The 18,637-nt window shown below is 61.6% G+C and carries 18 protein-coding genes; 3 read left to right on the forward strand and 15 right to left on the reverse strand.

Annotated features, from left to right (window positions below):
* Positions 1 to 96 precede the first annotated feature (96 nt).
* The 3 genes from HBOR_RS10390 to HBOR_RS10400 are packed head-to-tail and all read right to left on the reverse strand — an operon-like array spanning position 97 to position 3,412.
* A complete protein-coding gene (locus HBOR_RS10390; protein ID WP_006056828.1) occupies positions 97 to 1,254 on the reverse strand; it encodes an ABC transporter permease in 1,158 nt (385 codons plus the stop codon).
* Positions 1,251 to 1,946 carry an ABC transporter ATP-binding protein gene (locus HBOR_RS10395; protein WP_013440637.1) on the reverse strand — a complete coding sequence of 232 codons (696 nt, stop codon included), beginning with the start codon at positions 1,944 to 1,946 and terminating at the stop codon, positions 1,251 to 1,253. Before HBOR_RS10395 ends, HBOR_RS10390 begins: the two co-directional genes overlap by 4 nt.
* Positions 1,947 to 1,951: 5 nt before the next feature.
* Positions 1,952 to 3,412, reverse strand: coding sequence for a COG1361 family protein (locus tag HBOR_RS10400; RefSeq protein ID WP_006056826.1), 1,461 nt, complete (start codon positions 3,410 to 3,412; stop codon positions 1,952 to 1,954).
* Between the two features lie 171 nt (positions 3,413 to 3,583).
* Here HBOR_RS10400 and HBOR_RS10405 point away from each other — a divergent pair, with 171 nt between their 5' ends.
* Both HBOR_RS10405 and rbcL read left to right on the forward strand, forming a co-directional pair.
* The gene (locus HBOR_RS10405; RefSeq protein ID WP_006056825.1) at positions 3,584 to 5,548 is read left to right on the forward strand and encodes a DEAD/DEAH box helicase; all 1,965 of its coding nucleotides are present in this window, start codon (positions 3,584 to 3,586) and stop codon (positions 5,546 to 5,548) included.
* Positions 5,549 to 5,748: 200 nt separating this feature from the next.
* Positions 5,749 to 7,011, forward strand: a complete 1,263-nt coding sequence (gene rbcL, locus HBOR_RS10410) for a type III ribulose-bisphosphate carboxylase (RefSeq protein WP_006056824.1) — start codon at positions 5,749 to 5,751, stop codon at positions 7,009 to 7,011.
* A 26-nt stretch (positions 7,012 to 7,037) separates the two neighbouring features.
* Here rbcL and HBOR_RS10415 read toward each other — a convergent pair whose 3' ends face one another.
* The 10 genes from HBOR_RS10415 to HBOR_RS10460 all read right to left on the reverse strand — a co-directional run bounded on the left by HBOR_RS10415 (position 7,038) and on the right by HBOR_RS10460 (position 16,551).
* The gene (locus HBOR_RS10415; RefSeq protein WP_006056823.1) at positions 7,038 to 7,640 is read right to left on the reverse strand and encodes a hypothetical protein; all 603 of its coding nucleotides are present in this window, start codon (positions 7,638 to 7,640) and stop codon (positions 7,038 to 7,040) included.
* A gap of 40 nt (positions 7,641 to 7,680) precedes the next feature.
* Positions 7,681 to 8,643: a ribose 1,5-bisphosphate isomerase gene (locus HBOR_RS10420; RefSeq protein WP_006056822.1), complete on the reverse strand. Its 963-nt coding sequence runs from the start codon at positions 8,641 to 8,643 to the stop codon at positions 7,681 to 7,683.
* Positions 8,644 to 8,708: 65 nt separating this feature from the next.
* Positions 8,709 to 10,187 carry an AMP phosphorylase gene (locus HBOR_RS10425; RefSeq protein WP_006056821.1) on the reverse strand — a complete coding sequence of 493 codons (1,479 nt, stop codon included), beginning with the start codon at positions 10,185 to 10,187 and terminating at the stop codon, positions 8,709 to 8,711.
* Positions 10,188 to 10,260: 73 nt separating this feature from the next.
* Complete coding sequence (gene trxA / locus HBOR_RS10430; RefSeq protein ID WP_013440638.1) at positions 10,261 to 10,701, reverse strand: thioredoxin; 441 nt, start codon at positions 10,699 to 10,701, stop codon at positions 10,261 to 10,263.
* A 72-nt stretch (positions 10,702 to 10,773) separates the two neighbouring features.
* Complete coding sequence (locus tag HBOR_RS10435; protein ID WP_006056819.1) at positions 10,774 to 11,067, reverse strand: DUF7521 family protein; 294 nt, start codon at positions 11,065 to 11,067, stop codon at positions 10,774 to 10,776.
* Complete coding sequence (locus HBOR_RS10440) at positions 11,064 to 11,441, reverse strand: winged helix-turn-helix domain-containing protein (RefSeq protein ID WP_006056818.1); 378 nt, start codon at positions 11,439 to 11,441, stop codon at positions 11,064 to 11,066. The genes HBOR_RS10435 and HBOR_RS10440 overlap by 4 nt, the downstream gene beginning before the upstream one ends.
* 168 nt (positions 11,442 to 11,609) lie before the next feature.
* Positions 11,610 to 12,257, reverse strand: a complete 648-nt coding sequence (locus tag HBOR_RS10445; protein WP_006056817.1) for a YbhB/YbcL family Raf kinase inhibitor-like protein — start codon at positions 12,255 to 12,257, stop codon at positions 11,610 to 11,612.
* A gap of 102 nt (positions 12,258 to 12,359) precedes the next feature.
* On the reverse strand, positions 12,360 to 13,700 hold the full coding sequence (locus HBOR_RS10450; RefSeq protein ID WP_006056816.1) for an oxidoreductase: 1,341 nt from the start codon (positions 13,698 to 13,700) through the stop codon (positions 12,360 to 12,362).
* A gap of 71 nt (positions 13,701 to 13,771) precedes the next feature.
* Positions 13,772 to 14,290 (reverse strand): macro domain-containing protein, encoded by a 519-nt coding sequence (locus tag HBOR_RS10455; RefSeq protein WP_006056815.1) that lies wholly within the window; start codon positions 14,288 to 14,290, stop codon positions 13,772 to 13,774.
* Positions 14,291 to 14,367: 77 nt separating this feature from the next.
* Complete coding sequence (locus HBOR_RS10460; protein WP_006056814.1) at positions 14,368 to 16,551, reverse strand: S9 family peptidase; 2,184 nt, start codon at positions 16,549 to 16,551, stop codon at positions 14,368 to 14,370.
* A gap of 95 nt (positions 16,552 to 16,646) precedes the next feature.
* On the opposite strand from HBOR_RS10460, the gene HBOR_RS10465 reads away from it, so the two are divergent.
* Positions 16,647 to 17,450 (forward strand): inositol monophosphatase family protein, encoded by an 804-nt coding sequence (locus tag HBOR_RS10465; RefSeq protein ID WP_006056813.1) that lies wholly within the window; start codon positions 16,647 to 16,649, stop codon positions 17,448 to 17,450.
* Positions 17,451 to 17,566: 116 nt separating this feature from the next.
* Here HBOR_RS10465 and HBOR_RS10470 read toward each other — a convergent pair whose 3' ends face one another.
* Positions 17,567 to 18,115, reverse strand: coding sequence for a hypothetical protein (locus HBOR_RS10470; RefSeq protein WP_006056812.1), 549 nt, complete (start codon positions 18,113 to 18,115; stop codon positions 17,567 to 17,569).
* Positions 18,112 to 18,570, reverse strand: coding sequence for a hypothetical protein (locus tag HBOR_RS10475; protein ID WP_013440640.1), 459 nt, complete (start codon positions 18,568 to 18,570; stop codon positions 18,112 to 18,114). Before HBOR_RS10475 ends, HBOR_RS10470 begins: the two co-directional genes overlap by 4 nt.
* Positions 18,571 to 18,637 lie beyond the last annotated feature (67 nt).

Below are 18,637 nucleotides of genomic sequence, written 5' to 3' on the forward strand. Positions count from 1 at the left end.
CTGCGAAGTGGTTATACCCCGCAAGCGACGTCGTGGTCAGTGCCCTGCGAGCGATAGGAGAAAATTAACACTGCACTGAGCGCAGTGGAGAAGATGTTACTTCCGTAGCGCTTCGACTGGCCGTTCCGTCGCGGCTTTCCACGCGGGATAGAGACCGCTCAGAACGCTCGTGACGATACCGAAGCCCACAGCGAGACCGATGTAGAGCAGGTTCTGTGGCGCGAACGTCAACCACGGGTTAGAGATGACGACCTGATTGAGGATGAGGCCGGCGAACACGGCGAGGATAGCGCCGAAGAACCCGCCGACGAGCCCCAACAGCCCCGCTTCGGCAAGGATCATCCGAACCACGTCGAGTTTCTGCACGCCGACGGCGCGGAGGACGCCGATTTCCTGTCGGCGTTCGATGGTACTCATCAACATCACGTTCAGGATGCTGACGCCCGCGACGACGAGCGAGATGGAACCGACGCCGATCAGGAAGGCGTTGAGGATGCCGAAGAACTGGTTGATTCCGTCCGTTATCGACCCCAGCTCGAACACCGTCACTTTCTCCTCGCGGTCGTTCAGTTCCTGACGAACCGCTACTGCCGTCTCGTTCGCCGCCTCGCTGGACGGTGTTTGGACGACCACTTGCGAGTAGCCCGACCCGTAGTTGTACCCACTGAATGACTTAACGGGAATCATGACCGCGCCGTTCGGGTTCAGAAGCGAGAATCCGTCCTGCTCTTCGAGGACACCGATGACGCGGAACGACTGGTTGCCGACGGTTATTCTGTTACCCGACTCTATTTCTAACTGGTCTGCGACCCGAGAGCCAACGAGTGCGCCCCGATGCAGACGTCCCGGGGCACGGCCGTCCGTCGCTTCGTACATCTCCCCCGGATTATCGATACCGTACACCGTCGATACCGTCTTCTTATCCCCGTAACTAAGCTCAGAATGCCGGGTTCTGACGGGGACGACGGTCCCTTCGTCGGCAACGCGACGGATGTCAACGACATCCCGTTCCGTGAGGCGCTCGTATCCCTCTTGAGCGTTCGGAGAGATTCGTATCCCGTTACCGATGTCGCCGAGTTGGTCGGTCGCACCCGCACGGAGTGTCGTCCCGAACATCCCCAACGAGGCGATAGCGAGGACGCCGATGATGATGCCGAGAGCGGCGAGCGCAGAGCGCAAGCGGTTCCGCGAGAGATTCCGTCGCGCCATGACGAGGGCGGGGAACCGGCGATACAGTCGTTCGAGGAGACTCACGTCCCGTACCCCTCTATGACCTGTTTTTCTTCTGTCAGCACGCCATCGACGAGGTTGACAACCCGGTCGGCGTACTCGCGGAGTTGGTCGTCGTGCGTGACGGCGATGATCGCCACGTCTGCCTCGGTTTTGAGCTCCGTGAACAGTTCGAGTACGTCACGACCAGTCTCGCGGTCGAGATTCCCAGTCGGTTCGTCCGCCAGCAGGATACGCGGTTCGTTGATAAGCGAACGCGCGATAGCGACGCGCTGTTTCTGTCCGCCGGAGAGCTGATCCGGTCGGTGGGTGAGTCTGTCGCCGAGGCCGACGCGTTCGAGCAGTTCCGTCCCCCGCTCGCGGGCCTCAGGGTCGTTTTCGAACAGTGTCGGCATCTCGACGTTCTCCAAGGCCGACAGCGTCGGGATGAGAAAGAAGTTCTGGAAGACGAACCCGATAGCCCGCTTTCGCTGGGTCGTCATCTCCTCATCTGTGAGATCGGTTACGTCGCGCCCGTCGAGACGGATGACTCCTTCACTGGGAGCATCGAGGAGACCGATGACGTTCAGCATCGTGGACTTACCACTCCCGGACGGACCCATGATGGCGACGAATTCGCCGGGTTGAGCTGTGAAGTTTACATCTTTCAGGGCCTCGACAGTCTCGGTACCGCTTTCGTACCGCTTCCACACGTTTTCCAGTTCGATGATGGACATCGTAGTCACCGCTGCTTGTAGGCGTAGACACTGACACCGACGACGAGGAGCATCGCCACCACTCCGCCGATGAGGAGGGGTATGGAGGGGAGTCCACCTCCGCTGCCGCCGTCGCTGCCACTATCCTGTTTGTTCTCCACTGGTCGCCTGATGAGGTCGCTTACGTCAACGTTCTTTCTCACCGTTCGCTCCGTGCCGTTCGAGAGGTACGTGACCGTAATCGGGACTGTTTCCGTTCCCGGCGTCACTTGAGCGGTGAGGTCGAATGTGGCGAAGTCGCTCGACGGGATGCTACCGACGAAGTACTCGGAGTTCGGGCGAACGGGCGTTACTGTCTCCGTCTTGATTGTCCGGATGGTAACACTATCGACCGTTTCAAGTCCGACGTTGCTGGCACTCCCCGTGATGTGCAGTTTTCCGCGCTGCATATTGTAATCGAGGCTGGTGAGTGCGACTCGGCCAGGGTTCGCGGAGTACTGGAACGTCGTCGTCGATTCGCTCGCTTGATCGCCCATGTGGTAGCCGACGCGAACGTCCAACGGTCCGCTTTCGATATCGGTGACGTTGAGTTTCACTGTCCGCGTCTGGTCAGAGGCGACTTCCTTCGCCGGGCGGCGCAACAGCACAGTATCATTACGCGACAGCTCGATAACCGGGTTCTCGAGCGGGGCGTTCCCGAGGTTCGAGATGTCTACTGCAACTGCGGGCTGGGCACCACTGCCGGCGGTCGTCGCATCGACTTCCACGCTCTCGCGGAGTGGTTCCGTGTCCAGCGCCACCTTGTCATTGACCACTCGGGTGTTTCCGGTCGATGTCGTGTACTGGAGTTCCGCGTCCAGTTCGGCATCGGCTGACTGCGGCGTCACGGAGAAGTTGAACGTCCGCGACTCGTTTAGCTTCGCCAGCAAGCGCGTGTCATCTTCGACTTGGACGTCAGTTCCCGAGAGGGAGACGCGAACGCTTCTGGCTGGACTGTTCTCGCCGTTGACAGCCGTCACCTTCACCGTGTTCTCGGCGCCGACGACGACATCGCCGGTGGAAAGACTGACTTGCGGCCCGCTTTGTCGGACAGTGACGACAGCGGGATACTGCAGTTTGACGAGTTCGCCGCTGGCTCTGCGACCAACGACGTGAACACGCAGTTCGCGCGTGCCGGGATTCTCAAACGAGGCCGTCAGCGGAACCTTGATACTGGCACCCGGCGGGATGTTTCCGGGATTTTCCACGCGGCCGATTTCGTCTGTGGAACCCGGTCGCCGGATGTACACGTCCGTAATTTGGAAGCCACCGCTGCTCTGCTCACTGTTCTTGATCGTTGTTTGGATAGTAAACCGTTCACCGGGAACGGGATTCTTGGGCGAGACAGTCACGTCGGAGATATGCCCCGTCGTCGCGGCATCGACTAAGCCGACACCGGCAACGCTCGAGAGGACGATGAGGAGGGCAAGGGCACCTGCGCGTTTCATGTAATCCAGATCAGATTTCCGCCTGGCAAGCAAAAAAAGTGCTGTATGTATTGTGTCTCTATCACATAGTATTGTTATATTACAAACAGAAATGTTCCGGATACCAACGCGGAGGTGCAATCACTGAAGCGGCCGCGAGTTTTTATACGGATACGGTACCAGCAAGGGATAATGCACGTCCGGGACCTGCCACTCCCCGGCCGAATACTGGAGCACTACGAGTCACAGGGTATCGAGACGTTGTACCCACCCCAAGTCGCCGCCGTCGAAGCCGGGGTTACCGAGGGAGAACGTCTCGTCGCCGCGATCCCCACCGCCTCGGGGAAGACCTTCATCGCCGAACTCGCCATGCTCACGGCCGAGGGGCCTGCCCTCTACATCGTTCCGCTCCGCGCGCTCGCCCGCGAGAAGTACGAAACGTTCGCCGAATTACCGGGTGTCAGCGTCGGCATCTCGACGGGCGACTTCGACTCGACGGACGAGGATCTGGCCGACAACGACATCGTCGTCGCCACCGCAGAGAAAGTCGATTCCGCCATCCGAACCGGCGCGCCGTGGATCGAATCGCTGGCTTGCGTCGTCGTTGATGAGGTCCACCTTCTCGGGTCCGACGGGCGCGGACCGACACTCGAAGTGACGCTTGCGACGCTCCAACGGCGCGCCCCAGGTCTCCAGATCGTTGCGCTCTCAGCGACGGTTGACAACCCCGAGGACATCGCCGACTGGCTAGATGCGGACTTGGTCGAGACGACGTGGCGGCCCGTCTCCCTCCGGACGGGTGTCTACGCCGACGGTTCCGTGACGTTCGACGACGATTCCGCGCTCGGGATCGATGTCGAGCCCACAGGGCCGGACGACGACGACGCGACAGAGGCAACGGCGGCCCTCATCGCTGATGCCGTGGCCGATGGCGGGCAGTGTCTCGCCTTCGTTCGCTCCCGCCGGGAAGCGGAGTCGCTGGCGACCAGACTCGCCGATGAATCGCTCGCAGACGACTCGCTCGCCGGAGCGTCGCCGAACGACTGTGCCGAACTCGCCGACGAGGTGAGCGAAATCGGTGCAACGGAGACCGGATCACGACTGGCTGACGTCGTTGAATCCGGCGTCGCGTTCCACCATGCGGGAGTCCGAAGCGGGCACCGCGCCCTCGTGGAATCGGCGTTCCGTGAAAAGCGGCTGAAGGTCATCTGTGCGACGCCCACGCTGGCGGCGGGGGTGAACGTCCCGGCCCGCCGCGTAGTTATCCGCGATCTGAAGCGCTACACCGGCGAGAAGATGACGTGGCTCCCGGTCCTCGAAGTCCATCAAATGTGCGGCCGCGCGGGGCGACCGCATCTCGACCCCTACGGCGAAGCCATTCTCGTGAACGACGGCGACGAGAGCGACACCGAGGAACTCTGGGAGCGGTACGTCACCGCCGAAGCGGAAGCCGTCGAGTCGAAACTCGCCGCGCGCGACGCTCTCCGGACGCACGTCCTCTCGGTGGTCGCATCCGGGTTTGCCGACTCCCGCGACGGCGTCGTTGACCTGTTGGACGCGACGTTCTTCGCCCACCAGTCGCCGGACGTAAACCGCGCCCGCCTCGTCGATTCCGTGGTCGAAGAACTCGCGGAGATGGAGATGCTCGACGACGGCGACGGGAACGGCCGAAAAGACAGACTCACCGCGACAGAGCTCGGCAGTGCTGTCTCCCGACAGTACGTCACACCCGTAACAGGCGCGCGACTGGTCGAAGGCGTACAAACGGCGGCTAGGATGGCAGACGAAAACGTCACCGAACTCACCGCCCTCGAAATCATCTGCGATACGCCGGACATGCACGGAACGTACCTCGGCAACCGTGAACGCGCGGCGATGTACCGATTCGCGAGCACGCACGCCGCGGAGTTCACGACGGACCTCGGTGCTGCTGAGAACTTCGAGGAGTGGCTCTGTGCTGTTAAACTCGCGCGCATCTTCGCAGACTGGACCGCGGGAGAATCCGTCGAAGCTATCGTAGAGAACTACCGCATCGGGCCGGGCGACCTGGAGGCCCGTCTGGAACGCGTCGAGTGGTTACTCGGTGCAGCGGACGCCATCGCCGACGTTGTCAACGCCGATTTGCCGGTGTTCAGAGAGGTCCGCGACCGTCTGTGAATCCGGGCGGATTTTCGAGCGCAAGCGGACGGCTGTGGGGGTACGGCGGTGTCGGATCGGATGGCTGTGAGGATACGGCGGTGTCGGATCGGATGGCTGTGAGGGTACGGCGTTGTGGGGACTGAATCGGGCGTCCGTACCGCGATTCGCCCCCGTTTCCCCGCCCGCTTTTATTATCCCTCCGTTCGTACTTCGTTGGCATGGCTGGAATCACCTACGAGGACTTCCTTGACCTATCGTACGAACCAGACGAGTCGGACCTCGTGTGTACGTTCCGCATCGCCCCCGCCGAGGGAATGGACGTGGAGGCGGCCGCCTCCCGTGTCGCAAGCGAATCCTCAAACGGGACGTGGGCCGCCCTTCCGACCGGCGAAGGCTTCACCGACATGGGGGCGACGACGTTCGATATCCGCGGGTCGGACGACAGCGCCGAAGTGGATGTTGCCTACCCAGCAGGCCTGTTCGAACCGGGGAGCATGCCCCAGATCCTCTCCTGCATCGCGGGGAACATCATGGGCATGAAGGCCGTCGATACGATCCGGCTGGCCGACTGTCAGTGGCCCGAAGCACTCGTCAGCTCCTTTGCTGGCCCGCAGTTTGGATCGTCGGTCCGCGAAGAGATATTCGGCATCGAGGAAGATCGACCTATCCTCGCAACCGTCCCCAAGCCGAAAGTCGGCCTCTCCACTGACCGCCACGCGGAAGTCGGCTACGAGGCGTGGCTCGGCGGCGTGGACCTCCTAAAAGACGACGAGAACCTCACCGATCAGTCGTTCAACCCCTACCACGACCGCCTAGTCGAGAGCCTCGCCCTGCGAGACGACGCCGAAGACGAGACCGGCGAGAAGAAATCCTATCTCATCAACGTCACCGCCGACACGAACACGATGCTCGAACGTGTCGATCTGGCGGCCGAGGAAGGCTGTGAGTACGTGATGGTTGACGTGATAACGACCGGCTGGGCCGCTGTCCAGACGGTCCGCGAACGCTGTGAAGACCACGGCATCGCCATCCACGCCCACCGCGCGATGCACGCCGCTTTCGACCGACTGGAAAACCACGGCGTCTCGATGCGCGTCCTCGCCCAGATTTCGCGCCTCTGCGGCGTTGACCAACTGCACACCGGAACGGCAGGCCTCGGCAAACTCGCAAACGAAGACACCGTCGGCATCAACGACTGGATGCGCTCGGAGCTGTACGGCCTGAACGACGTGCTTCCGGTCGCCTCCGGCGGCCTGCACCCCGGTCTGATTCCGGATCTGCTCGACGCGACGGGGACGAACGTCTGCGTGCAGGCGGGCGGCGGCATCCACGGTCATCCGGACGGGACGCGAGCGGGTGCGGCGGCCCTCCGCGCGGCCGTCGATGGCTACGCCGCGGGCAAGAGCCTCGAAGAGTCGGCCGACGACAGTCCGGAACTGGCTACCGCTATCGACGAGTGGGGGACGGAGACGCCGCGGTAGGCGATTCAACCACCGGAATCGACGAACTACTTCGGGAATTCGGTGCCCGCCGTCGCGTCGTCCGCGGCCGTCACCCCGGTCAGACTTCGATAGCCAGCGAGGGCGACGGCGACGACGACAGCACCGGACGTGTTGATAATGAGGTCGATGATCGTGTCCACGACGTAGAAGCGGAGCGTCCAGTTGTACCAGAACGTCTTGAACACGAACTCGTACACCTCGAACCCGGAACCGATAGCGAGGACGGCGGGGATCAGCCACCACGTGGACTGTCCGGCGGCGACCGACCGGCGGTGCGTCATCGCCAGTATCGCGGCGACGCCGACGCCGCCCATCGCATGCGTGAGGAGGTCCCACCACGGCCGCGTCGTGTAGACACGGTAGTGGAGGCCGCCGAAGTGAAGGCCCGTGACGAGGACGGACCAAAGTGCGACGCCACACCACGCGGCTGTCGCCCGGTCACCGCGCGGGAGGTCACGTCGCAGTCGTCCGGCGAGTGCTCGCGGCCACGACAGGAGATTCCCGGGGAACCCGGGTGCTGTCACGGTGACGTACGTCGCCACGAAAGCGAGAAGAAGCGACCCGACGCCGACGACGAGTCGCGGAGAGGTGTGCGGGAGCGAGGACATCTCATCGAAACGAAATCTGACTCCGAATAAATCTCTTGTGTTACTCCACCACCCACGGTTCCGTCGTCCCTTCACCGAACAGATCACGCATCAGCGTGACGATGCTTTCGGGCGGGTACTGACCGCGTTCGGTCACGATGGCGTCTACGTACCGCGGCGGCGTCACATCGAACGCCGGGTTCTTTACCGTTATATCGCCGATTTCGTCCGCCTCGTCGGGGTCGATCACCTCGCTTTCTTCGCGCATCTCGATATCAACCGTGTGGCCGGTGAGTGTGTCGGGATGGAGTTTGATCGTCTGGGCGGCACAGACGATGGGTGTCCCTCTGTCGCGGGCGGTGACGGCCAATCCGCTGGTTCCGATTTTGTTGATGACGGAGCCATCGGCGGCGATGCTGTCCGCACCGACGAGTACGTGATCTACGTCGTTCATATAGCGTCGCGCCGCCGAATCGACGATGAGCGTCACGTCCACACCCATCTCGACGAGTTCGCGCGCGGTGATGTGTCCCTGCAATCTAGGGCGCGTTTCCTTGACGATAGCCGTGAGGTCTTTGCCCTGTTCGACGGCCGCCTCGACGCACGCGAGTACGTCCGTCGAGTGGCAGTGCGTCATGATGGTGTCGCCGTCGCGGAGGCGGTTCGCACCGACGCGTCCGAGGTCGGTCTGTGCGTTTTCGAGACGGTCACAGAACTCCACGACGCTAGTGACGACAGACGCCCGAACGTCTTCGACCGTGGCTCCGTCAGCGTCGAACAGCACATAGCGGAGCGCGTTCGGGAGACTCACCGCTGTTGGGCGGGTGTCGTGGAGGACGCGCGCGGCGGCACGGAGTTCCGCGCGGAGTTCGTCTGCCGTCTCGGCCGAACTCTGCTCGGCCTGCGTGCGGAGGGCTTTCGCCGCGGCGTCGGCGATGGTCGCCGCGCCGCGAATCTCCATCGTCCCGATTGCGTCTGCTGTCTGCCGGACCTCGTCGGTGACGCGGGATTCCGGGTTGTCCATAGCTTATACTTGGAACCCAGTGAACAAAAGATTCGGCCGCACAAGGCGGATGCGTCGAGGACTATTCAGAGTTGTTCGACCAGCGTCTCGTCCGGTGGGCGGATACGGACGGCTTCGGCGTCTTCAGCGTAGGTGGCCGCCTCTGAGAGTCGTTCGCTCGCCTCGGCGTGAATCGTATAGAGTGGGTCACCCTGTGCGACGGCGTCACCGACGCTGTGGTGGAGTTCTAATCCCGAACCGGGTGCTCGCGGCGCGCCTGCCCGACGCGCCACATCGTTGACCAGACGGTTGTTTATGTGTGTTACAACCCCGTCACGTCCCGCAGTCACCGTCTGTTCGTAGCGGCCGGGGACGAGTTCAGACGGCAATACGTCCGGGTCGCCGCCCTGTGCCGCTACGATGGCGCTGAACCGGTCGAGCGCGCGCCCGGACTCCAGTATCTCGCTCGCATCCGCATCCGCCCCGACACAGTCGAGAAGAATCTGCGCGAGACGAACGCTCTTGCGTCTGAGATCACCGGGACCGCTGCCAGTGAGAACCGACAGTACGTCCCGGGCTTCCAGCACCGGACCGACACCGCGACCGATCGGTGCGCTCCCGCCGGTGATCGTGCAGTCGATGGTCATCCCGAGGTGGTCACCGACGCGGCCGAAGTCGTGCGCGAGTTCGCGCGCCTCGTCCAAACTCCCCACTTTCGCACCCTCGCCGTAGGGGATGTCCACGAGGACGTGCGTCGAACCTGCGCTCTGTTTTTTCGAGAGGACCGACGCGACGAGTTGGCCGTGCGGGTCCAGCGAAAGCGGTGTTTCTGCGCGGATGATCTTGTCGTCCACGGGCGAGAGGTTGACCGCGCCACCCCATGCGATACATCCGTTCGTCTCTGCGACGACGGTCCGAATCTCCTTGGCGGAAAGGTCTACGGGACAGAATACTTCCATCGTGTCCGCCGTGCCCGCCGCGGACGTAACCGCACGCGAGGATGTTTTTGGAATCGTAACGCCCGCCGCCGCGACGATAGAGACGATAATCGGCGTGGTTCGGTTGCCGCTGACGCCGCCGACGCAGTGTTTGTCGGCAACGATGTCCGCCTCCCACGAGAGCTTCTCCCCCGCGTCAGCCATCGACTCTGAGAGATGCATCGTCTCCGACAGCGACGTGCCGTTGATGTACATCGCACAGACGTACGCGCCGAGTTCGACGTCCGAAAGGCGGTCGTCGCGGATGTCGCGGACGATTCGGTCGAGTTCGTCGTATTCGAGTTCGTCGTCATCCAGTTTCTTGCGGATGAACTCCACCGACGAGGGTCGCGGAGCCGGTGTCACCTCGACGGTGCCGTCGATATGTCCGAGTCGTCGCGTGACAGCTAACTCGCCAGTATCTACGAGTTCGTTGCTCAGTTCGACAATCCCAACTACCGTCTCCGACTCCGTCTCGATCTGAACCCGATCCAGCGGATGCAGTCCGAGCGTGGCGGCGTCGTCACCATGCATCAGGACCGTCGGCGCGCGCGTCCCGATATCGATATCGACGGTAGTGAGTTGCATACAAGAACTATGGCTCGGTGTGAGTTAAGCTACCGTGGCACGACTGACACACCGCGGTATCACGTCTCAGTCGCTACGTGTACTGTTCGATGAGTCCGCGAAGTGTTGATTTGTCGCGGACGCCGACGACCTGTTCGACAGGGTCGCCGTCGCTGAACAACAGGAGCGTCGGGACGCCACGGACATTGTACTGTGAGGCGAGCGTTTGGTTCTGGTCGATGTCAACTTTCGCAACAGTCGCGGTCGTCTCCGCGGCGAGTGAGTTGACGGTTGGCGCAATCATCTTGCACGGTCCGCACCAATCTGCATAGAAATCGACGAGTACCACACTTGTACTAGCGACGAGCGACTCGAACTCGTCTCCACCGTTCACGTCGATCGGGTCAGCCGGAGATTCTGCGCTCATACGGTCGGTTTCGGGGCTAGTGCCATCCTCAAGCTTCGATTCGAGTTGCTTCCGCTTCCGGCGACGTATCTCGTCGAGTTCGTCAGCGTCGGATGACTTCTCACTCATCATCCGAATTTGGGTCCGAGTAGCAATAACAGTTGTGTGTATTTAGAGCACTACTACACGTCAGTTCAGTGCTTACTCGACATAGAGCGAGTACATGATAATGGCGAACCCGATGAGTGTAAGGACGGAGTCAACGAGAACACCTTTGACGAGGTTCACGTTGAGGACGATGTCCAGTGCGCCAGCGATAATCGCACCGAAGGTGATGATTCCGAATCCGAGCGTCAACGCGTAGAGCGATGACTCGCCGGTTCGGCGGTACGCCTTGTAGCTGAAGTACGTAATGAGTCCGCCAATGATCAGGATGCCCGTCTGGACGACGATGAGGGCAGTAGCGAGAATCGGAGCGTCGGGGAAGTGGGTCATTTCGTCTCCCTCCGGACGGCAGACCAGATGTCTGCAAGCTGTTGGTCGGGTGCCTGTTCGGGACGGACGACGTTGACGTCGAGCCTGCGCTCGTCGGTGAGTTCGATTCGCACCTCGTCGAACGTCACCTCGTACGTCGTCGTGTGGTGTCCGTCTGCGCGTATCTCTGTTCCCTCGACGAGCAAGTCCGCCTCCGTCAGGAGGTCCAACTTACGATAGGTCGTCGAGAGCGGGATATCACACTCATCGGAGAGTTCGCTTGCCGTCATGGGTTCTACCAGTGCTCTAATGATGGCTCGGGCGTCCGCATCGTCCAACGCATCGAGGACGGAGAGGAGTTCTGACGGCTCCTCGGCGGACTGGTCGCGTGCCATTAGCCGTACTCTTCGGCGAGAGACAATAATCCCCGCGGAAATATCGCGGGGAGTTTCCCCCGCGACAGGCACGCTGTCGTGTGATTTGTGGTTTGTTCGTCGAATGCTCACACAATTCGGACCGGTTCGACAAAAACAGTCCAACCCGATTCACCCGGTTCGCTCATCTCACCCGGACCGCTCGAACGTCGCCGTAATCCGCGCCTGTGCCAGATTCGATTCGTCGAGAGCGCGTTGGAGTTGCGAGCGCTCTGCGGCCGCCTTGACATCCAGCATCTGGTCTACCGCGTACAGCGTAAACCGGTACGTGTGCGTTCCGTGCCCCTTGGGCGGACACGCCGGGAAGTAGCCGACGTTACCGCCGCCGTTCGTTCCCTGCCGTGCGCCGTCGAGAACTGTCGTCTTGTCGGGAACGTCCTCCGGAATCGTCGCCGTATCGGGTACGAGATTCCACAGTAACCAGTGCACGAACGGGTCGCTTCCGGGTGCATCCGGGTCGTCTACGACGAGTGCAAGCGATTCGGTCTCGTCGGGAACACCCGCAATGGAGAGCGGCGGCGAGACGCCTTTCCCCTCGCACGTGAATCGGTTCGGGAGTGTCTCCCCGTCCTCGAACGCCGACGAGGAGAGCGTCAGAGACCCGTCGCCCGATGTGTCCGTTCCACCGTCCGTTGCCAGCGTACGGTTCGTCTCGCCGTCGGTAGTTGGTTCCGCTCCGGTCAACTCCCCTGTCTCGTCTGTTGTCACGTCGGACTCCCGCCCGACACACCCGACCAGCGAAGCGCTGGAAAGGGCGAGTACATCGCGTCGGTGCATGCGTGCCAGTACGACCTCCTCCCAGAAAGAATTGCCCCGAAATTCAGGATATCTGTGCAAGACGGAAGCGAACAGAGAACGACAGTGCCCGGAGAACAGCGACTATGAACGGTCTACATCGGATGCAGCTAAATCGACCGATTCGGACGTATCTCGCTCGTACGCGCCCGCCTTCCGCAGTCGTCCTGCCTCTTGAAGCACCGCAGGCGTGCGACAGACGCCGTTCGCACCCGCGGCTTGCGGGACAGCACAGTTATTGCAACTCTCGCAGACGACGCGCGTCTCTCTGTCGCCATCAAGCACCCGAGCGGGCAGTCGCGGTTCGGCGTAGAAGGGACGGCCGAGTCCGACAGCGTCGCAAGCATCGCCGAGAAGTCGGTCCATCTCATCGCGGCCGCGAATCCCGCCTTCACAGAGGACGGGCACCTCAACGACACGCCGGACGCGACGACACAGATCGGCGTTCCACGCCGGTTCGAAGTCGTACACCTTCGACTCGATCCAGTTGCCGACAGCGACGAGACGCGCTCGAAGTTGCCCGCCGAACGCCTCGGCGTACCCCGACTGGTAACGGTCGTCGGTCCACGCGCGTTTCGGGAACTGCCCTTTCACGATACTCGCATCCCAGAACACAGACCCCTCGACGGGGACGAGGGCGTCGTAGCCGTAGTCAGCGAGTCGGGCACAGATACCCACTGCTTCGTCAGCGGAGAGGTGACGGCGGACGACCGGTGGGGCCGCTGTCTCGGCCGGAACTTTGGTCATCACCGGGACGTCGCCCGCACGCGAACGAATCTCGTCTAAGATGACTTCGAGAAAGCGGACACCATCACCAAACTCGTCGTTTCGGCGGTTGTAGAACGGCGAGAGAAACTGGTGAATCAAGCCCATGTTCGCGCCCGCGAGGTGGATCACGTCGTAGCCCGCATCGGCACACCACGCCGCGGACCGGCCGAAATCGGCCGCCAGTTCGTACACTTCGTCGGTGGTGAGGACGTGTGCATCGTAGTCGAGAAAGCCCGTCGCGGCCATCGCGCGGAGGAGTCTCGGGGGCGAGGAAACGGCGAGTTGTTCGAGTTCGGGGTTCGCTCGCCGGTACCCGGCGTGCCACGTCTCCATGCTCCGCAGGCCGCCGTGTTCCAGTTGGACGGCGATTTTCCCGCCGTGGTCGTGAATCGCGTCCGTGAGACGGGACAGTTCGGAGACGAACGCGCGGTCGTGGACGCGAGTCATCCCCGGCGCGGCGCATCCGCCCTCGCCGCGGACGAGCGTCGCCCCCTGACAAATGAGCCCTGCACCGGCCTCGGCGGCGGGTTCCAACTCCGAGATGAGACAGTCTACGGCGTCAGAGCCGTTCCCCGCACACTCCAGCAACGGCGACCGGTAGAGCCGGTTCGGCACCGTCACGCCGCCGATCTGGAATGGGGATTCGAGACGGGGCATACGCCATCACAGGGGGCGAGCGAGTATAGTTTCTCGGCCGATTCGACGCCGCTACTGGTCGGTAGCGTGCGCTAGTCGGCCGACTCGCCACGGACCTCGCTCGCGGCGCGACGAATCGTCTCGGCCTCGTCCTCGCTGTAGGCGATGAAACGAACGTCTGAGAGCGAGTTGGGGTCGTGGCCGTCGATGACCTCACAAATAATGCGCGCGCCGTCTTCGAGGGCGAACCCGGCGACGCCGCATCCGAGAGCGGGCATCACCAGCGATTCACAGCCGAGTTCGTCGGCGCGCTCCAGCGAGTTGCGCGCGGCGTCGCGGATACTCTCGGCCGTCGCCTGCCCGTCGCCGTAGTGTGGCATCGCGGCGGCGTGAATCACCCAGTCGGCGTCGAGTTCGAAGGCGTCCGTGACGGCAACCGCGCCGAGGTCAACCGGTCCCTCGGCCATCGCCGCCTCGTTCAACTCCGACCCACCGCCGCGTCTGAGCGCGCCCGCAACGCCCGACCCCATCCGAAGGCTCGTTCCGGCGGCGTTCACGAGTACGTCTGCGGATTGCTGTGCGATGTCTCCGTGGACGACGCGAAACTCCATACTTCGAGATTGCGTGCGAAGGGCAAAAATTCGGGTGCGGTCAGGTGGTGGGTTATCCGCTCGTGTCGCCGTCTTGATTACTCGTGGGTCTCGTTTTCGGCTTTGTCGTCCGTCTCCACCGCCGGGTCGTGCCGTTCGTACCACGAGGTGATCTCGTCAAGCCGGTGGATGGCTCGGTCGGGGTCGCCGACGTTGTGATGTTCGTCGGGGTAGATGACGAGGCGCGCCTCGACGCCCTGCTTCTTGGCGCTGACGTACAACTGCTCGGACTGCGACGGTGGACACCGCCAGTCCTCGCCGCCCGCGATCACGAGAAGCGGCGTTCGAACGTTCCCGATATCGGTGATAGACGACGACGCCTCGAACCTCTCGGGGTTCTCCCACGGGACGCCGAACTCGTTGTCGGTCCAGATGTGACTGTCGTCGGTGCCGTACGCCGACCGCAGGTCGTAAATGCCGTGTTCCGGTGCGGCCGCGGTGAAGAGGTCGGGTTCCTGCGTAACGAGAAAGCCCTGTGCGATGCCGCCGTAGGAGAAGCCGTGACCGAAGATGCGATCCTCGGCGGCCCATCCGCGGGAGACAAGTTCGCGCACGCCGGCGGCGATATCCGTCACTTCAACGGTTCCCCACTGTCCGCGGAGTGCCTCCGCAAACTCGCGTCCGTACGATGATCCACCGCGGTAGTTCGGCCGGAACACGAGGTAATCACGGGAGGTGAACACCGCGTGGGTGAATCTGAATACCGGTTCGTCGTAGTTGACCGGACCGCCGTGGATGGCGACGACCAACGGATGCGGATCTGGATCGTCGAAGTCGAACGACGGCGGCGCGTAGACGATGCCCTCGATTTCCTCGCCGTCGCTCTCGTAGGTGACCCGCCGAACTTTCGGCAGTTCGTACGTCTCGCGTAGTTCGGCGTTCAGGTCGGTCAGACGCGTCAGATCCGGAGTCGCGTCTATCGAGTCGAGATCGAATGCGTACAGATCCGATCCTTCGCTCGGATGCGACAGGTGGACGAGGGCGGTTCCGTTGGCCGTCTCGAGCGCTCGGCAGGCCCTGTCGTCGCCCTGCGCCGTGAACGTCCGTTCCGGCGCGTCCTCGTCCGCAGCGAATCGCACCGGGCGCGTCTTACCTTCGTCACCGATGAGAGCATAGAGCGTCTCGTTGTCCACCCAGTTCGGTTCCGAAAAGGAGAGGGTGCGGTCGAGCGACGCTGAAACACTCTCGTAGGCGTCATCTGCGGCGTCGGCGTCGGTGACGTACAGTTGGTCGGGGAGATGCCAGTTCTCGGCGTCGCCGCCGTTGAACGCGAGTCGGCTTCCGTCGGGGGACCACTGAGGGAGGAGTGTGACACGCTCGCCGTCGGTGTGGCGTCGTTTCTCCGACCCATCCGGTCGGATGGAGTAGACGTCGCGGATAAACGTATCATCACTTCTCTCGCCCTCGTAGGCGGTGTAGGCGATGCGGTCGTTCGGCCCCCACGTAGGCATCATCCCGAACTGGTCATCGGACGCGCCGCCCCCTCGTGCGTCGTCGAGGCGTCCCGTGTCGCCCGACTCCGCATCCACGACGAACAGATACGTCGTGACGGTGTCGAGATAGCCTGCGCCGTCGAATTTGTGCTGGAGTCGCTCCGTCTCGATAGGGCCTCCCTCGCGCCGTTCGTCCAGATACTCGCGTTCCTCCTCAGTCGGGTCGCGCGCCGAGACGACCATTCGGTCGCCATCGGGCGACCAGTCGAACGCTTTCACACCGTCATCGAAGTCAGTCACCTGCCGGGCGTCGCCACCGAGTGCGAGATCGAACACCCAGACTTGTGGTTTGGGTTCGTCGTCGCCGGCGGACTGGTGTTCGTCTTCGGACGCACCGTCGGACTCGCCGTCTTCGGACGTACCGTCAAGCTCATCCGCTTCGATGTCGGCTTCGTCCCGGTCGCCGCTCGTTGCCTCGATATCGTCGTCCGCTGTTTCCTCGTCGCGGCTTCGGCCGACTCGTCGTGCAGTGTCCTCTGTCCGGGCGGCGACGAAGGCGAGTCGATCACCGTCGGGACTCCACGTCGGACTGGCGGCGGTGGAGACGCGCGTCAGCCGATGTGGCTCACGGCTTCCATCGGTCGGGACGACGAACAACGAGGCGAGCCGTTCGTCCTCGTCGGGATCAGACTCGCTTGCGACGAATGCGGCGCGGTCTCCTGTCGGTGAGAGGGCAACCGCTGAGAGGCTGGTCAGGTCGTAGAACGTCTCGGTTGGAACGGGGTCCATGCCATGTCACGCGCCTGCACGTGGCAAATGTATTAGGGAACCGGAAGGTGGAGTGAACCGAACGGCTCTTTCCCTCCGACCTCGGACCCGACGACATGGATGACTTCGTCACTGCCGACGGCCCGGACCTCGACTCGTTGGCAGCCGTCGCCACTCGCGCTGTCCGCGCTGGAGGCGACTACCTCGAAGACGCCTTCCGAGACGGGTCGGTTCCGGGTGACTACGGCACCGACGACGTGAAAACCGCCGCAGACCGCGCCGCCGAAGAACGAGTTCTCGACGTTATCCGAGAGTCGTTCCCCGACCACGCCCTGCACGGCGAGGAGTCCGGCCGAAACGGAGACCACCACTACGAGTGGGTCGTTGACCCGCTCGACGGGACGAACAACTTCGCGGCTGGACTGCCGGCGTTCGCCACCGCGGCGTGCGTCCTACGCGACGGCGACCCCGTCGTCTCGGCAATCTACGAACCGCTTCCCGATTCAACCTACGTCGCCCGACGCGGCGCGGGTGCGACGGTAGACGGCGAACCGGTGTCGGCAGAGAGCGATGTCTCTCTCGAACACGGGACTGTCTCGTTCGTCGTCGGCCTCCCTGCCATCCGCGACGAAGAGCTTGCAGCGACGGCGGACCGAATCGAATCGGCCGTCGAAGACCGATGCAAGCGCGTCGTTTCGACGTGGTCTCCGTGCGTCGATTGGGGACTGCTCGCCCGCGGCGGGTTGGAAGGTATCGTCTGCTTCTACCCGGACGTGTACGAACAACACGCGGGCGAACTTCTCGCCGCCGAAAGCGGCGTCTACTCGCACGGAACCGGCACTGACGGCCTCTACGTCGGCGCGACGGACGAGGAGACGGCCGCGGAACTCCATACTGTCACCGAATCTGTTCTCGACTGACACAGAGCTAGTGTTCAAATACGGTCAAAAGGTGGTTCACGGACGTTTGTTGGTTGAATACGTGCGGGAAGCTATCGCATGTATGCTAGATTGATGTTCCCTCATTGCCGTACCGTCTATTCACAGTCTTCGATAGCGGCATCCAACTCTGCCAAGGACTGTTCAAACTCCTCAAGCAACTCCATACCCCATTCGACAGGCATTGAGCGGACATCGTTGACGTACTCGTGCGCTGCTTCGCTTACCGCTCGGCAGAACTCACACCGCTTAACAACGTAACCACAGGCGCTTTCTGGATCAGCTGATGGCGTCTTCGAAGTTGAGTGATCTCTCGACTCGCGTATCCGATATGCAACGCGCAACGCTCCCTCTGAAAGCGGTTCCAAGAGTAGATATGATTTGCTGGGAGGGAATGTTATTTCTTTAGTTTGGTATATATCTAACTCATTCCTTGCTAGCATACTACTTGCATCGATCAATCTTTGGAAATCTGTCTGAATATATTGTCCCATATAGGTGGGCTTCCACTCATATCTTGACTCAAAATTGTCTTCATTGACCACTCGGGCAATCGAATCGTCATTTACTGTTACTGCGATTCCGCCCAAGAGATCGTTTATATCTATTACTTCCTCTTTTATCGAATAGTCTACTGACACATTCATTGATTCTCACCACTAGCAAACGCTGTTTGTACTATGCCTGAGTCAGAATTCCGTCTGACATGGATCTGACTAATATCATATTTGTCCAACTTATGACCGTCATAGACTAGCTCTCCAGAATTTCCTCCAACTTCACCCTCTTCGATAGCTGTTTCAATGACTTGTTTGATATCTGCTGGACCCATGGTTTCGGGAAACGCCTCCTCTACACTTTCCATTGCGGTCCCGGGTGAGATAGGCCAATCACCACCAGCAGCAGGATGTCCATGCCTTGCGACAATGTGTTTAAAATCGTGCATACTATCCCCGGTTAGATCAATATCCTCATCCCATTTATCGGAATCCAGCACATAATGAGGACGATCTCCGTCGCGGTGTGAAATAATCTCGATATCTTCAAGTCCGATTTCAGCGCCGCTTTTCAATTTTCCTTTTCTCGATAATTTGTGATTCAACCCCGTAAGCTGTCCTGCAAGTTGTGATAGGAATTCGTTGATATTCGAAAAATCATCTGTTCTTTCA

It is taken from the genome of Halogeometricum borinquense DSM 11551, from assembly GCF_000172995.2.
Lineage (GTDB): Archaea > Halobacteriota > Halobacteria > Halobacteriales > Haloferacaceae > Halogeometricum > Halogeometricum borinquense.

What these genes read in the sequence shown, in the direction of transcription:
- HBOR_RS10395 (WP_013440637.1), bottom strand. Translation starts at nt 1,946, where the DNA reads ATGTCCATCATCGAACTGGAAAACGTGTGGAAGCGGTACGAAAGCGGT.
- HBOR_RS10400 (WP_006056826.1), bottom strand. Translation starts at nt 3,412, where the DNA reads ATGAAACGCGCAGGTGCCCTTGCCCTCCTCATCGTCCTCTCGAGCGTT.
- HBOR_RS10405 (WP_006056825.1), top strand. Translation starts at nt 3,584, where the DNA reads ATGCACGTCCGGGACCTGCCACTCCCCGGCCGAATACTGGAGCACTAC.
- rbcL (WP_006056824.1), top strand. Translation starts at nt 5,749, where the DNA reads ATGGCTGGAATCACCTACGAGGACTTCCTTGACCTATCGTACGAACCA.
- HBOR_RS10415 (WP_006056823.1), bottom strand. Translation starts at nt 7,640, where the DNA reads ATGTCCTCGCTCCCGCACACCTCTCCGCGACTCGTCGTCGGCGTCGGG.
- HBOR_RS10420 (WP_006056822.1), bottom strand. Translation starts at nt 8,643, where the DNA reads ATGGACAACCCGGAATCCCGCGTCACCGACGAGGTCCGGCAGACAGCA.
- HBOR_RS10425 (WP_006056821.1), bottom strand. Translation starts at nt 10,187, where the DNA reads ATGCAACTCACTACCGTCGATATCGATATCGGGACGCGCGCGCCGACG.
- trxA (WP_013440638.1), bottom strand. Translation starts at nt 10,701, where the DNA reads ATGAGTGAGAAGTCATCCGACGCTGACGAACTCGACGAGATACGTCGC.
- HBOR_RS10435 (WP_006056819.1), bottom strand. Translation starts at nt 11,067, where the DNA reads ATGACCCACTTCCCCGACGCTCCGATTCTCGCTACTGCCCTCATCGTC.
- HBOR_RS10440 (WP_006056818.1), bottom strand. Translation starts at nt 11,441, where the DNA reads ATGGCACGCGACCAGTCCGCCGAGGAGCCGTCAGAACTCCTCTCCGTC.
- HBOR_RS10445 (WP_006056817.1), bottom strand. Translation starts at nt 12,257, where the DNA reads ATGCACCGACGCGATGTACTCGCCCTTTCCAGCGCTTCGCTGGTCGGG.
- HBOR_RS10450 (WP_006056816.1), bottom strand. Translation starts at nt 13,700, where the DNA reads ATGCCCCGTCTCGAATCCCCATTCCAGATCGGCGGCGTGACGGTGCCG.
- HBOR_RS10455 (WP_006056815.1), bottom strand. Translation starts at nt 14,290, where the DNA reads ATGGAGTTTCGCGTCGTCCACGGAGACATCGCACAGCAATCCGCAGAC.
- HBOR_RS10460 (WP_006056814.1), bottom strand. Translation starts at nt 16,551, where the DNA reads ATGGACCCCGTTCCAACCGAGACGTTCTACGACCTGACCAGCCTCTCA.
- HBOR_RS10465 (WP_006056813.1), top strand. Translation starts at nt 16,647, where the DNA reads ATGGATGACTTCGTCACTGCCGACGGCCCGGACCTCGACTCGTTGGCA.
- HBOR_RS10470 (WP_006056812.1), bottom strand. Translation starts at nt 18,115, where the DNA reads ATGAATGTGTCAGTAGACTATTCGATAAAAGAGGAAGTAATAGATATA.